General features: G+C 49.3%; 11 protein-coding genes. 4 read left to right on the top strand and 7 right to left on the bottom strand.

The genetic code is table 11. The features are described from left to right. The first annotated feature begins 229 nt into the window (after positions 1-229). Together J1785_RS11570 and J1785_RS11565 are read left to right on the top strand one after the other, a co-directional pair. Positions 230-1951, top strand: a complete 1722-nt coding sequence (locus J1785_RS11570) for a sensor domain-containing diguanylate cyclase (RefSeq protein ID WP_129951750.1) — start codon at positions 230-232, stop codon at positions 1949-1951. Between the two features lie 193 nt (positions 1952-2144). After that, positions 2145-2387 carry a YebV family protein gene (locus J1785_RS11565; RefSeq protein WP_013576157.1) on the top strand — a complete coding sequence of 81 codons (243 nt, stop codon included), beginning with the start codon at positions 2145-2147 and terminating at the stop codon, positions 2385-2387. Positions 2388-2430: 43 nt separating this feature from the next. Here the strand turns inward: J1785_RS11565 and J1785_RS11560 are convergent, their stop codons facing one another. The 4 genes from J1785_RS11560 to J1785_RS11545 all read right to left on the bottom strand — a co-directional run bounded on the left by J1785_RS11560 (position 2431) and on the right by J1785_RS11545 (position 9270). Continuing rightward, the gene (locus J1785_RS11560; protein ID WP_217219449.1) at positions 2431-3081 is read right to left on the bottom strand and encodes a hypothetical protein; all 651 of its coding nucleotides are present in this window, start codon (positions 3079-3081) and stop codon (positions 2431-2433) included. 94 nt (positions 3082-3175) lie between these two features. Beyond that, complete coding sequence (locus J1785_RS11555) at positions 3176-3568, bottom strand: ASCH domain-containing protein (protein WP_129951752.1); 393 nt, start codon at positions 3566-3568, stop codon at positions 3176-3178. Positions 3569-3664: 96 nt separating this feature from the next. Then, on the bottom strand, positions 3665-6508 hold the full coding sequence (locus J1785_RS11550) for a WG repeat-containing protein (RefSeq protein WP_217219448.1): 2844 nt from the start codon (positions 6506-6508) through the stop codon (positions 3665-3667). Then, on the bottom strand, positions 6508-9270 hold the full coding sequence (locus tag J1785_RS11545; protein WP_217219447.1) for a WG repeat-containing protein: 2763 nt from the start codon (positions 9268-9270) through the stop codon (positions 6508-6510). The genes J1785_RS11550 and J1785_RS11545 overlap by 1 nt, the downstream gene beginning before the upstream one ends. A 516-nt stretch (positions 9271-9786) precedes the next feature. On the opposite strand from J1785_RS11545, the gene J1785_RS11540 reads away from it, so the two are divergent. Continuing rightward, positions 9787-10044, top strand: coding sequence for a DUF1883 domain-containing protein (locus J1785_RS11540; protein ID WP_217157183.1), 258 nt, complete (start codon positions 9787-9789; stop codon positions 10042-10044). 360 nt (positions 10045-10404) lie between these two features. Further along, complete coding sequence (locus J1785_RS11535; RefSeq protein WP_217219446.1) at positions 10405-11583, top strand: M20 aminoacylase family protein; 1179 nt, start codon at positions 10405-10407, stop codon at positions 11581-11583. Here J1785_RS11535 and J1785_RS11530 read toward each other — a convergent pair. From J1785_RS11530 to J1785_RS11520, 3 genes are all read right to left on the bottom strand, one after another. Next, positions 11580-12278, bottom strand: a complete 699-nt coding sequence (locus J1785_RS11530) for an extensin-like domain-containing protein (RefSeq protein ID WP_217219445.1) — start codon at positions 12276-12278, stop codon at positions 11580-11582. The two genes, J1785_RS11535 and J1785_RS11530, sit on opposite strands and share 4 nt — an antisense overlap. 340 nt (positions 12279-12618) lie before the next feature. After that, positions 12619-13632: an alcohol dehydrogenase AdhP gene (adhP, locus tag J1785_RS11525; RefSeq protein ID WP_129951758.1), complete on the bottom strand. Its 1014-nt coding sequence runs from the start codon at positions 13630-13632 to the stop codon at positions 12619-12621. A gap of 257 nt (positions 13633-13889) precedes the next feature. Beyond that, positions 13890-14303: a GNAT family N-acetyltransferase gene (locus tag J1785_RS11520; RefSeq protein ID WP_129990460.1), complete on the bottom strand. Its 414-nt coding sequence runs from the start codon at positions 14301-14303 to the stop codon at positions 13890-13892. Positions 14304-14428 lie beyond the last annotated feature (125 nt).

Genomic DNA, 14428 nt, shown 5'->3' with positions numbered 1-14428 from the left:
AAATCCGGATGACAAAGTGTATAGAACCCTTACTTAGTCAAAATTTTATGCTGTATATAGTCGATAATTATTTATATTATCCAGAAAGGTTTATTGAATTATAAGTAGGAATAATCCTACCGTGACATGTATTATTGCCATCAAGATAACATTGCTAGTGATATATCATTTTCAGATATAAACCTTAATGCCTGATGTTGAGTAAAGACCTGCCAGTCGGAGAAGTGTCATGTCGGATGAAATGAAACTCGAATCAGCAGATGGACTGCTATTACAGCAAATGGCCAGCCTGCGGGATATCATCGATAACAATTCTGACTGGATCTGGGAAGTCGATACGCAGGGGCGTTATGTTTTTTCTTCGAATAAATGCATCGAGTTTCTGGGAGTTCCGCCTGAAAAAGTATTAGGAAAAACGCCGTTTGACTTCATGCCACCCGATGAAGCCAAACGGGTCGGCGAGCAGTTTGCCGCTATCGTCGAACGGCGCGCACCTTTCGGTGGTCTGCTAAACCGCAACATCCGCCCTGACGGTACGGAAGTCATTCTTGAAACCAGCGGTGTTCCGCTGTTTGACAATGAAGGTAATTTCCGGGGTTATCGGGGGATCGACCGCAATCTCACCAGCCTTGATCAGGCTCCTGGTCAGCGCCTCTTCCAGCTTGAAACCATTTATTCCAATGCACCGGTCGGTTTGTGTTTTATTGACCTGCAAATGCGCTATGTCACCGTAAACGATGCCATGGCGAATATTATCGGTTTGCAACCATACGAAGCGATTGGCCGTAAAGTTGGCGTGTTCCTGCCCGGCCTTTCTCCGTTGCTCAATAACGCACTGGAACTTGCGCAGCGCAATGAAACCACGCCTGACCGCGAATTCTCCATCCCCGGTAAGAATCAAGTTTTCTTTGTCCGTATCAAAGCGGCCTGTGATACACAAAATCAGCTTAATGGCCTTTCCGTCGCGATGACGGACATTACCAGCCTTAAACGGATGGAACGGGCACTGCGCGAAAGCCAGGAGCATTACCGCAATATGGTTGAGCTGAACCCGCAAATCCCGTGGACAGCAGATCCGCGCGGCCTGCTTAACGACGTCAGCTCACGCTTCCAGCGGATCACCGGCATGACGCGCCAGGATATTCTGGCAGATAAGTGGATCCAGAGTATGCATATAGAAGACCGCCGTGCTGCCGTACAAACCTGGGAACATTGCCTGAAAACAGGCGCACCACTGGATATTGAAGTTCGCTTCTGCCACGTTGACCGCGGCTGGAACTGGATGCGTATTCGTGCGGCAGCGAGTTATGCCTCCGACGGCTCTATTCAGCGCTGGTACGGTACCGCTGAAGATGTTCATGAACGTAAATTGCTGGAACTGAAACTGGTCAAAGCTAACCGCCGTCTGGAAATTCAGGCGCGCACAGACTCACTGACCAAATTACCGAACCGGCGTGAGTTTAAAAAAGTGCTCAGCCACGAATATATGCGTGCCAAGCGTAACCGCACGCCGCTGACCGTGGTGATGATAGATATCGATTACTTTAAACATTTTAACGACCACTACGGACATCTTTCCGGTGATGCCTGCCTGCGCCTGGTAGCCCGTACCTTGCGAAAATCACTCAAACGCAGTACCGATGTCGTGACACGTTTTGGCGGCGAAGAATTTGCCGCGATCTTGCCGGATACTGATTTGAAAGGTGCGTGGATTGTGGCACAGCACATTATGGAATCAATTGAAGCACTGGGTATCAAGCACAGCTTCAGCGAATTTAACCGCGTGACCATTAGCCAGGGAATTGCGACTTATATGCCAGATCAGGATCCGGACATTGAGGATCAGTCGGATATTGTGAGCGCCGCTGATGAAGCTTTGTATCTGTCAAAGAACAATGGTCGCAACCAGATTAACGCCATGCCCGTCTCCGTCAGGTTTAATCAACTTTAATCTTTTGTGCAGCCGTGCGCTATTTGCCGTGCGGCTGTTTTATCTTCCCCTCCTCTTTCTTTTGGCTGTTTTCTGCTTCGTTAAAAATTCGGCTGGCACTTTTTGTGCTGTCAGCTATCCTCATATAGGGAGGCCAACTGGTCGTACCTGATGTTACTGAAATCACACACGTCACTCTGGCAAGGAGTACCTGATGGGAAAATCGAGCATAAGAATTGGCAGTTACGAAATTGACGATGCACATCTCTCGACGCCTGAAGCAAAAGGCGGCGATAAAGTGCACATCCCCTGCAAATCAGATCCTGATTTGTGTATGCAACTTGATGCCTGGGATGACCACACCAGTGTCCCGGCCGTAGTGGATGGTCGTCACTCGGTGCTATACAAGGAGAAGTATGACGAACAGAAAGATGAGTGGATCATGCGACTGGAGTAATACCGCATGGCGAACGGAATTGTGTTCGCCATGCCGCTTGCGGTCAGCCAGCGTTTTCAACCAGTGAAATACCCCGTCCGGCAAAAAAGCGGGCAAAGACATCCACCGGTAATGTGACATCCTGCTGCGTGCGAATATCATGACCGGAGGGATTATGAAAGGTTATATACTTTCTGTCAGCATGCGTCACCAGCACCAGATGCCCACCTTTAGACGGCGGAACGGTCTCCGGTATGCGAATTGACGGATGCACCGAAGCCATGAAGAACCGGTGACCGGCCATTTGTGCAGCAATATCCTCAGCAAAAATTCCCACTTTGACGACTGCTTTCAGCCCCAACTCCTGCCGTACATACTCAACAAAAGGCGCATAAATCAAACCCTTAATATTATCCCCCTCACGCACATAGGTGCCATATGGCAGGCTGTGTTGAGTCAGGTTAAGAACAGGCACTACTTTTCCGAAAACAGCTGCCAGCACCATTTTCAGACAGCACATCCCACAGACATGGTTTGCCCACTCAATAAATTCCTGCTGACTAGATGCGCCAGATTGTGCCCAGAGTTCGATATCACTCAGTTCAAGTTCACCGGCAATAATGCCGGCAGCGCAATCAGGGTCTTCCCATTGACTGAAATAAGGTATACCGGAAAGGGTTGTAAAAGCGCGATGAGACACTGGATTCACGGACATGACATATTCCTGAACGCCGGACAGACCACTTCAGACTGTTCATATAGCGACGGGGATTTAAGGCCTGATTTTCCTTATCAGGCCCCTCAGAGATTTAGAACTTCTCTATCATCCGAAACTTCATCAGTAACAATGGCATAGTGGGTTCAAACATCTCGTACTCTTCGAAGAAACGCTGATGTTCAGCGCGCCAGTAAGCCAGCGTGCGGTCGCCTTCACCTTCTTCCCAGGCGTGTTGTTCTGTCACCTGATCAAAAGGAACTTGTTTCACTTCGGTCAGTTGTACGGCACACACCGGATTATTGCGGCCATCAACCACCACAAAGACTTCGCCTGGTTCTGGTTCCGGGTCATCATCAAGATTAGAACAGGTGGCGGTTTTTATGCCTTCAATAACACGCTTAGCCAGTTCGTCTGCTGACGACTCGGTATCACCAAACGACCAGCGCTCTGCATCCCTGTATTTAAGTGGGATCTGCGGAATCATAATTTATCCTTTCAATTGAGATAGTTCACTGCCATAACAGTTAAACATTAGCACAAAAAAACCCGCCGCAGCGGGTTTTGCAAGCCGTAACATGTACTAAGGTCTGCAGTTCTCCGGCATCGCTACCGGCCACTGTCTTTCACTGCCGGTGCCATATAAAACGGCAATACCGCATTCCCTATCGACCCTTGCAAGCGGTTTACCTGTTTTATCAATCATCATCGACATCGCAGGTGTTGAAACAACGGCAACCCCACTGTCAAAGGGGGACACGGCACTGAATAGTGGGGCAATGACAAAGTTACCCTGCATATCGACAAAACCGTAATTATGGTTAGTTTTGGCGAAGGCCAGGCCATCCACAGGCAACCCTAAGTCTGCATACGCCATGCCTTCGGCTTGTTTCCCCTGAGCGTTTATCCAGGTTTTCGTACCGTCTGAGCGTGTCAGTACAGCGTGATCATTCACCATCAGACTGGCTTGTCCCTGTACCGTCAGCATCAATTTACCGGTGTTATCGACATAACGGGTTGCTGGCGCGCCATCCTGCGGGTCATAAGAGACAGACCATGCGCTGGCTGACGGCATTGACCATCGGCCCTGAGGCATAGCCGCTACCCGCACACCTTTATCATCGATCAGCTCATACCCTGCAGGTGTCGAACGCAGAGCGCGGCCTTGTACAAAAGCAGAACTTTGGGCAACTTCCGCCACTGGCTGAATTTGCCATTCTCCTTGCGCAGAAATATAGCCTTGCTGTGGTTTACGGGATAATTTTACCCAATCACCCAGCGCACTGATACGGGTTTGCTGTTCATGCAATTCAATGTTGCCTTGAGGATCCAAAAGCCAGGACTGCCCTGCGAAAGAGGTGGCAAGAATACGTCCATCACTGAACTGAGTAACTGATAACCCGGCCGTTGGAGCGATTCTTGCTTTCGCATCATTGCCTATGATTTCAGCAACCACACTGGATTCAGTTTGGTCAGCGGCGGCCGGTTGGGTCAGTAACCAGAGTGCAGAATTGATGCGTTTTGCCTTAGCATATTTCGCTTCAACAATGGTTTTACCCTGGCTGTCCACGATGCCCCATAGGCCCCCCGGCGCTCTGAAGGCCGCCAGCCCGTTGGCGTAGTCACCGACATCCTGATAAGAGGGCTGAACAACCGTTTTCTGCGTGTTGATATCAAAAATGCCCCAGAGCGCGCCGTCGGCTGCAGTTTCACGATAACGGAACCAGCCATTACCAACAGACTCAATCTCGAAAACGCCAGGCAAATCATAATGCTTACCTGCGTGATCCAGGGCGGTCAATTTCCCATCGAGATAATCAAGCGCATAGCCATGAACAAATGGCGAAATATTGTCTTCTGTCAGCGGGATAACCATTTTGCCCTGCGCATCGATAACACCGGTTCCCTCAGCCGTTGTAACAATAAACTGTTCGATATTGCCGCTTGCATCAGCAGGTTGAATATCCTGCCATTTGCTCTCAAGCTGAAGCGAGCCGTCCGGACGCAGGAAGCCGGCACCGTTTTTAGCGTTTCCGAAACCGGGGCGAATCAACGCCAGTGGTGATTGTGCAGAAGTGGTATCATTACTGATATTCAGGGGTTCAATCCGGCTTCCATCAAGGGTACTGATATTCTTCTGAGTCAGTAACGCCTTTCCAGATGCATCCACAATATTGACAACATCTCCTTGTTCGTTACGCAACCACAAACGGTGGTTGATCACTTCTGCGCCGGTAATCTGCGCCAGCCATCCCACATTCTGCGAGCCACCGATTATTCCTCCGGACGGTGCAACAATCGCATTAACCTTTTTCGGCTTACCTTTAGTGGTGATCAGATATTCACCGGTGTCCTGCTCCCAGGGCTCACTGCCAACGGGCAACGAAAGAGGTTGCTTACGTCCAGGTACATATAATGTCAGAGTGTCTTTAGTGACGGGATTCAACACATAATCACCGGAGACATACAGTGAAGAGGCCTCTGCTGCGCTAAAGGTTGCGATAACCCCAGCGGAATTATCCAGTAACTTGATCCCTTCCGCAGTTTTCGCCAGCCAAAAAGCCCCGGTTTCTTCACTGACAGACAAGTACTTTTGTTCATCCGGTACGCCGTCGGTACGAATTAACGTAATTCCTTCCGCATTTTTCGCCATCGCGACAGAAGGGTTTTGCGGATCAAGAGTAATCGCGCTGTATTGCGGCAGAACACGCCAGGTAAGATTACCATCAACAATGCCGTAGCCTTTGCTGGCGTTAAAAGCGATAAAGAGATCTTTCGGGCCAAAAGGTTCCACGACTTCCATTTTGTCGGTCGCCACATGGCGGACACCGTCAGGCGAAAGCAGAACACTGTTATACGTCAGACTCAGGCGGGCCGGAACGCCGTCACTAAGGGTGGCGTCATCGACTAATTCATCCAACGCTTTACCGACCTGTGCCCCTTTGCGGTCAATAATCTGGGTTTTTCCGCCTGCCGTCACCACAGCCAGCCCGGATTCAGTAAAGGGCTGAACATGATCAAAAGCCGGCGGAATCATCCAGTTTCCGGTCAGATCGATAAATCCCCACTTGCCTTGTTGCATGGCAGCGGCGGTACCAAAATGATAGTCACCGACTTTTTCAAAAACGGGTTTAATGACCAGTTGTCCCTGGTTATCTAAAAAGCCCCAACGTTCGCCCTGCGTATCCGCAGCAGGCAAAAGCACTGCTGCACGGCTTTCATGTACATCGCGGATACATACATTCTGAACCGCAGGCAATGCATTATGCGTTTGCACCTCCGCCTGTGACGCCGGTAACGGAGCAAAACAACTGTCGGGTTCAGCCGCAGTTGCAGAGGCTGTCAGCGTCAATAAGGCCAGTGTGCTGCTGGTATTCAGCGCACAACGGAGTGCATTTCGTAGCCTTGAAGATTTGCTGACAAACATTAATTACCCCCGTTATCGCATGCAGGAGCCTTGGCTGGCCAGAGATAAGCCCCTTTTGCATCCACAATGACACGCTGATTACAGCGCACCTGAATTTTAGCCTGCACAGCACCATCACTGTTAAGCAAGCTGACCACGCCTTTACCCCCTGCCCAGGCATGTTTCTCGCTGAAATCATTCGCCCAGTCGAACTTAGGTAAAATAGCAAAGCGCCCGGTAGTATTGATATAGCCCAGCAGATTCCCATAAGTCGATTTCTTCATGGCGGTAGCAAAATTATTGCTCATTGCGCCCACCTGATCGAAGTAAGAACCGATCAGCTTCTTCCCTTGCTGATCAACAAAACCATACAGGCCGTTGCCATCGCGTACAGGGATCACCCCGGAGCTGGCTTTATCCGCTTGCAGACTATTGAGCCCGGCGAAACGCTGAATTTCGTTGCCGTCATTGTCATACAACACAGTCTCGCCGGTAGCGTCATCATTCATGACCAAACGCGCCATCGAGTTCAGCGCCTGAGCCTGCTCAAACCCCTCTAAAGGCACCGCCCCATGATCATTAATCAGTGTAATACGGCCATCACTGACAGCACGGCTCAGATTAAGAGGTGGGATGAAATTAAATTCAGCGGTATAAAGCGGCTGAATTTGCCAGTCACCCCGGCTGTTAACTGCCCCGAAATGAGGGGAAAAACTGAGCATAACCCAGTCGCCATCAACAGAGCTTGAGGATGCAGTAATTGCCTTGCTGACAGGAAAACGCCCTGCATTATCAAGCAATGCAACACCACCACTGGCAGGTTGAACCAGCCAGTGGTGGTGTCCTACTGGCAGCGGTCTTGAGAGTAAATCTGTCGCTAAAGTCTGACCGCTTTCAGCGCTGTAGAGGCTGTAATGGCTGGCAAGTGCACCGCGTTCACCTGGCTGATCGTTATCGGAAAGAGTAAAGACACCCTGCCCGATATACTGGAATTTACCGCTACGGCCCGCATCAGGCGCGATCGCCCAACTGCCGTCGGTTCTGATAACGCCCCAGCCCGCATCTGTCTGCGCCAGCGCGTAACCGTCGTTAAACGAATCAATCTGGATAAACTGAGGAGAAACTTTGATGCTTTTGCTCGCGATATCCCATAATCCCCAGCGCTGAGCGTCTTTTTCACCCTCAGTATAAAACAGCAGCCCGGATGACAAACGCTGAGTACCTTGCTGAATATTTGCCGGAACGTCAATCGCGTTACCACTACGATCAATCAGGTGCTTAACCTCTGTATTTCCAGCGTTGTCAGTGGCCCAGGTATAGTCACCGTTAAACGGGGAAATTTGGGTAAATACTGGCTGGATAACCCATTTGCCTGTCGCATCGACCGCTCCTGCTTTTTTATTCTCCGTGTGGATGATCAACGGTGCCTGAGAAGCATCTCCGTCAACCGATGCCCACTGCGGATCAGAAAGCACATTTCCCTGGGAGGTGAGAATTGCAGGCGGTTTTGTTGTATCAGCGGGCGTCAGAACTGCCCATGGCAGGCTGTTTGCTGCATGGCTATCTGCTTGCGCCAAAGAACTGATGTCATCGGTCATTGGCGACGTACCCAGCGGCCTGAGCTGGTAATCTTTCAGCGCTGTCAGCGTGGCATCGTTAAGAAGTGCTACGCCGTTATTGTCATAGATCTGCGCAACCTGAGGCGTTTTACCCTCAGATTGCATCACCCAAAGGCGGTTCGCCTGTTGCAGAACTTGCGGCTTATTCACTTTCAGCGAAGTAACGTGGTTATCAGCACCAATAATCACAATACCTTTACTGCCCGTTCCCAGCGTAGCTTTGCCCCAGACAAGGATATTCTCAGATTGATCTGCAGGAATATCCTGTACTTTTTCCAGATTATTGCTGAGCAGTTGTTTGCTGTTATCTGTGCCTGTAACCAGCCAGCTCCCCGACACCAGCAGACGCACCGATTTATACTGCTCTTTGTTTAACGAGACACCCTGCCGGTCAACGAACATCCAGACGTTCTTAGTTTTCACCGCAACGACATCGCCGCCAAGTTGCGGCTCATCACGGGTTTTCAGGATCATCGGGTCAATTGCCCAGTCACCCTTTTCGTCCAGATATCCCCAGTAACCGTCTTGTGCAGAATCCCGCTTTTTAGCCGGGATCAGCCCGGACTGAGGCAAGTCCAGGGCAATAACATCATCAGGAAGGGAAAGGGAACGATCCGTTGAGGCATTCCACAACGCAGGAGAAACTTGTGTTTGTACGCTTGCCAGTGCCTGACCGCGCACAAATCCCTGGCTGTCCAGAGAAACGGCAAACGGCAACGTTTTTATGACCGCACCTTTGCGATCAATCAGCACCAGACGGTTATCGGTCACGACCAGGGCAGTGCCCTGAGCATTGAAATCGGTTGCCCGTGTAAACTTGGGCTCAATAATCCAGTGGCCTTTTTTATCGATATACCCGAATTTATCGTCTTTTTTCGCAGCAGCCAGATCGTTCACAAAGCCCCGGGCTTCACTGAAATCAGGCCTGATTACCATATGCCCGGTGGTATCCACATAACCCCAGAGTGGTTCGCGGGATAACGCCATCTGCACAGGGGAAAGTCCCTGCTGGAAAGGCAACTGGCAATCCTTGGCTGTTTTTGCATTACCACACGCCCGTAACAGTGCGTCATCCGCATGTGCCGGCAGGCTAAAAAAAGCATTCAGAACCAGGGATAACGCACTGAAGTTTCTGAGATATTTGAATTTTTCGGAGCAATTCATCCGATGCCCTTATAACTGGATAAAATGAGAAAGTGTAGCGCCCGCATTTTTTTCATCACCCGCAAAAGGGGCGCGTGAGACGGCAAAAAATCCGATAATAATCAATTTAAAGCGAGCGCACATGCCATAAGCCTATAGGGTGTCAGCTTGTGAAAGAAAAAGCAGCTATTTTATTACTCTGTAACGAATGAACACACATTATCAATTCGCAGAAAAATCCGCTCTGTATGTTACCGTTCATCTGGGTTCCTCACCTGTCGATAACCTGACAACAACATTTCAATTTCCTTATTTGAAATTAGATCATTTTCATTTACATGTGCCCGAGTGGCTAACAATTAATCTTCGGAAGATTATTACAACTATTGATTAAGGTCATTATTCCCCCCTCTTTTGTCTGGTTTTATAGATTCCAGAGCGTTCTGTGACCAATATCACTCCCGGTTCGGGTGGCGTAAGATCAGGTAGTGTTCGGTTGCAGCGTATTTCCGGTGTTTTATCTTATTGGGGGAAGCCATGCCTATCGTTCGAGCCAGATTGAGTCTGTTTGGTGGCGACACTGTCGTCATACGTTGTTCAGAAAAATGTCACATTCATCTGATGTGTGAAAATGATGTTGAGCGAAAAGGACACCACTCAGGTTTCGGCGATATTTTGACAATTAACGATCAAAATACCGCTTATGTCGGGATCCCTTATAAAGGCGTATGGAATGTGCTTATCGATTCTCAATGTGACTCACTCGAGCATTCAATAAGTTATCTGCCTGCCTGAACACCGCTATTACCTCCCGCCCTCTGCTTTTTATCTGCGACCTTTTATCAGGTGGATGGAAAACCATTTGCCTGATATTTCCTGAATTACCTGCCAGCCCGTTCACCTCACAACGGTACAGGCAACCGCTCACACCATCCAGCAACAGAATACTGAATTGCGTAATGCCACGGAAAAAACTTTAGCTTGCTACATCAATTGCATACCGTTATTGAATTGAACATTCCATTATTTTCAAAAGACCTTTTCCTGTCTCATTTAGGTATTGCCAGCCTGAATTTCACATTGCATTCTGTCAAAGGTAATGACGTGGCACCGGCCATAACGGCCGGATTTCTTTCAGGCAAAAAAGATCCCATAATGAATAAGAAATCACTTTGCACCCTCGCTGACGTGGCAGATCTCCTTCCACAATTGCGCCAGGTTCGCCAGCACCTGCACCAATATCCAGAACTTTCCAATGAAGAATCTGCAACCGCAGCATTCGTCGCTGAAAAGCTAGAATCTCTTGGCTATCAGGTGACCACCGCCGTTGGCGGGTATGGCATTGTCGGCTCCATGAAGCTTGGCAGCGGGTCCCGCAGCATCGGTATCCGTGCAGATATGGATGCTCTGCCCATCACCGAACAAACGGGCGTAAGCTACGCCAGCCAGTTTCCCGGAAAAATGCATGCCTGTGGCCATGACGGCCACACGACGATGCTGCTGGGCGCCGCCGCGCAGCTTGCGCGCAGCAAAAACTTTTCCGGCACCGTGCATCTTATTTTCCAGCCAGCGGAAGAAATTGGATTTAACAGCGGCGCAGAGCGCATGCTGGCCGAACAGTTATTTGAAAGGTTCCCCTGTGATGCCGTCTACGGGTTACATAATCATCCCGGCTATCCGGTTGGCAAAATGATGTTCCGTTCCGGCCCGTTTATGGCAGCCTGCGACACGGTCAATATCACAGTTCATGGCAATGGCGGGCATGCGGCCCGACCGCATATGACGGTGGATCCTATACTGGTTGCCAGCAGTCTGGTCATCGCCTTGCAGTCGGTTATTTCGCGTAATATTGATCCCAATGAAACAGCGGTAGTGACCATAGGCTCATTACATTCAGGCCATGCGGCGAATGTCATCCCGGAAACAGCGCGCCTTGAAATGAGCGTTCGCTCCTTCGATCCTCAAGTGCGCAAAATCCTTGAAAAACGTATCCGCACTCTGGTGGAAAATCATGCTGCCGGTTACGGCGCCCGCGCTGAAATTGAATATGTTTCCGGATATCCGGTGCTGGTAAATCATGACCAGGAAACGGCATTCGCTATGGAAGTGGCGAAAGAATTGCTGGGTGAAGCAAACGTGATCGATAATCTTCCGCCAATCTCTGGCAGTGAAGACTTTGCGTATTTCCTGCAACAGAAGCCCGGCTGCTTCCTGCGCCTGGGCAATGGAGACAGTGCGGTACTACACAATCCGGCCTACAACTTTAATGATGACAGCCTGAGCTTTGGTGCAGCCTACTGGACGCGTCTGGTCGAACGCTATTTAGCGGATTAACGGCAAAAACCGAACCAGCGCATGCCGAGGTGAAAGTGATTGGCATGCGCTGCATTGTATTCCGGCCCGATGGAATTGCCAAAATACGGGCAACTCTCTGAAAATAACGTCCGCACATACTCCCCTTCTGCACCAGACTGAGGCCATTGTTTCAGAACTGTCATATGGTGTCCGTCAGCCAGCGAGAAACCGGCAACGTCCAGCGCTTGCGCCGTGGCATGTTCGCTAAGTCTGGCATCGGGCTTGTTATAGACGTTCCGGCAGGCATAACTGCCCAAATGATGGATACGTACCAGCGGCGAACCGAGTTTCTGAATGGCCAGCGGTTTCGCCACCTGTGCAACAAACATTGCGCTGCTTAGTGCAAGACGACAGCTCGCCAGATAGCTTGAACTCAATGAAACATCCCCAAATCCGCGAACCCGTACTGCATCAGTCAGCGGGCATTTCCCGCCCGTATTTCCGGCGCGGGTAAAATTAATCGCTCCCTCTTGCCGGGCACGTTCAAGCACAGCCAGACATTGCTGAGGATCGTTATCCAGCTTCCTTAATTTGTAGCGGGTGATGAAGTTTGGCGGGTCATTAATTGTCACCGGTGAGAAAGGATTATATTCCGACGGAACGTGACGGCTTATCCACGGGCCACTGCACCAGGCAACAATGATAATCACAATAACGCTTACCCAATATCGCATAGTGTTCCTTTAGCACCACCAGGCTTTAGCAGCACATTGATTTTTCACATGTAATATTTGAGTATAGCGGGTAAGTAAACAGTGTTCTGAAGGGGTTACAAGTCGGGAAATAAACTTACTTAGTTTTGACATAAATAGACATTGGGTTTGTTACTTTTATATCCGAAGACGATGTTTCTTCTCCTGTGTCCACTGTGAACTGTCCTTCATAGTGTGTAAGACCCTCGCATTACCCCTTTCAGCCCGCCCCGAGCGGGCTTTTTTTTGTGCCGTCTCAAGATCAAGCCATGTGTGACGCAGCAAAAGACATTAAGCTGCGTCACCCGATACGCTGAAAAGCTTACTTATGGGTAAAGTCGATCACCATCCGGCCTTTAATTTTGCCTTGTTCCATTTCATGGAATATCGCATTGATATCGCCCAGCGGACGCTTGGTGACTTTCGGCACCACTTTACCTTCAGCGGCAAACTGGAACGCTTCGGCAAGATCTTCACGGGTACCGACCAGTGAACCCACGACCTGAATGCCGTCAAGCACCAAACGAGGAATATTCAGGCTCATTGATTCCGGCGGTAAACCCACCGCAACAATACGCCCACCCGCTCGCATCGCATCAACTGCTGAGTTAAAAGCGGATTTCGCCGTTGCCGTTACCACCGCAGCATGAGCGCCACCGACTTTCTCCTGAATAATTTTTGCTGCATCGTCTTTTAGCATATTAATGGTCAGGTCTGCGCCCATATCGGCGGCAAACTCTAATTGCTGATCATTAACATCAATAGCAATCACTTTGGCATTGAAGACATTTTTCGCATATTGCAAAGCCAGATTACCTAAACCGCCCAGGCCATAAATAGCAATCCATTTACCCGGCTGAATGCCTGATACTTTTACGGCTTTATAAGTGGTCACGCCTGCGCAGGTCACGCTACTTGCAGCAGCAGACTCCAGACCGTCGGGAACTTTCACCGCATAATCGGCCGAGACAATACATTCCTCAGCCATGCCACCATCAATGGTATACCCTGCATTAATGACCTGTCGGCATAACGTTTCGTTACCGGTTGTACAATATTCGCAATGCCCGCAGCCTTTATAGAACCACGCGACGCTGGCACGATCGCCCACTTTCAGCGCAGTGACTCCAGGGCCAATTTTCTTTACAATGCCAATCCCTTCATGGCCGAGGATGACCCCGGTCTTGTCACCAAAATCACCGTTTTTGACATGCAAATCTGTATGACATACACCACAGCACTCCATCTCTAAAAGTGCCTCACCATGTTCAAGGTCGCGCAGAGTCTTCTCGACGACGCCCACTGAATGGTCTTGATTAACAACAGCAGCTTTCATTTTCCTTTCCTTAACGTTGTGGCGGAGCCTCAACGTTACAACGCTATTTGTCCGGCTGCAAATGAGAATCAAATGCTTTAACTGCAGAGTTCAGCATGAGAGCGGAAAGTTTTATTTCCATTGTGGATGGGCAAGAGGTTGGAAGCTATGAAGCAGCACAGGATAATGGGTTCAAGACAACATTAAGGCTACAGCAATCAGACTCGTTCTCCTCTGTTGCAAGAATAAGAAATAATCATGCCTTAAACCCGGTGAAATCAGAGGATTTTTTTCATTGAAGGAGAAGCGTGGAAGATGAAATCATTCCTTTCATAGAATGGAATTGCCTCTTTCCTTGCATCAAGAAAAACAAAATTCATCTCCCTGCTTTGAGCCTCACTAACAGCGAAATCAAGAAGCAATCTGCCTGTCCCTGATTGGCGTTCATTCTCATCAACGACCAGATCATCAATGTGCAGGTGAGAACCTCGTGCCAGCGTGTGTACAGGTCTTATACCCATCACACCAATAATCCTTTCTTCGAGGACAGCAGCAACAAGCTCATATCCGTTCAGAGTTTGAATTCTTACGCTTTTTAAAAATTCGCCTTTGGTGATGTTTCTTAGTTGAGCAATGATCGGGAATGCGCTTTCCCACTCTGAAGGAAGTAACTTTTTAATCTGAACAGTCATAAAATATCCAATTCAATAAGCCCAGCTATCATTTATAGGATTATTATTATTACATTGCAACAGGTGTTCAGTTGCACCCTGATAAGCACAGCCAGTAGTCACTTCAAATCCACTGAACCTATGAT

The organism is Rahnella perminowiae (assembly GCF_019049755.1).
GTDB classification, from domain to species: Bacteria; Pseudomonadota; Gammaproteobacteria; order Enterobacterales; family Enterobacteriaceae; genus Rahnella; species Rahnella perminowiae.
Note: the sequence above shows the minus strand (reverse complement) of the source record. Positions and strands in the feature narration are given on the sequence as shown.

Excerpts from the sequence above, each read along its gene's own strand:
- J1785_RS11535 (WP_217219446.1), top strand. The coding sequence starts at position 10,405 with ATGAATAAGAAATCACTTTGCACCCTCGCTGACGTGGCAGATCTCCTT.
- J1785_RS11570 (WP_129951750.1), top strand. The coding sequence starts at position 230 with ATGTCGGATGAAATGAAACTCGAATCAGCAGATGGACTGCTATTACAG.
- J1785_RS11550 (WP_217219448.1), bottom strand. The coding sequence starts at position 6,508 with ATGTTTGTCAGCAAATCTTCAAGGCTACGAAATGCACTCCGTTGTGCG.
- J1785_RS11545 (WP_217219447.1), bottom strand. The coding sequence starts at position 9,270 with ATGAATTGCTCCGAAAAATTCAAATATCTCAGAAACTTCAGTGCGTTA.
- adhP (WP_129951758.1), bottom strand. The coding sequence starts at position 13,632 with ATGAAAGCTGCTGTTGTTAATCAAGACCATTCAGTGGGCGTCGTCGAG.
- J1785_RS11530 (WP_217219445.1), bottom strand. The coding sequence starts at position 12,278 with ATGCGATATTGGGTAAGCGTTATTGTGATTATCATTGTTGCCTGGTGC.
- J1785_RS11520 (WP_129990460.1), bottom strand. The coding sequence starts at position 14,303 with ATGACTGTTCAGATTAAAAAGTTACTTCCTTCAGAGTGGGAAAGCGCA.
- J1785_RS11565 (WP_013576157.1), top strand. The coding sequence starts at position 2,145 with ATGGGAAAATCGAGCATAAGAATTGGCAGTTACGAAATTGACGATGCA.
- J1785_RS11560 (WP_217219449.1), bottom strand. The coding sequence starts at position 3,081 with ATGTCCGTGAATCCAGTGTCTCATCGCGCTTTTACAACCCTTTCCGGT.
- J1785_RS11540 (WP_217157183.1), top strand. The coding sequence starts at position 9,787 with ATGCCTATCGTTCGAGCCAGATTGAGTCTGTTTGGTGGCGACACTGTC.
- J1785_RS11555 (WP_129951752.1), bottom strand. The coding sequence starts at position 3,568 with ATGATTCCGCAGATCCCACTTAAATACAGGGATGCAGAGCGCTGGTCG.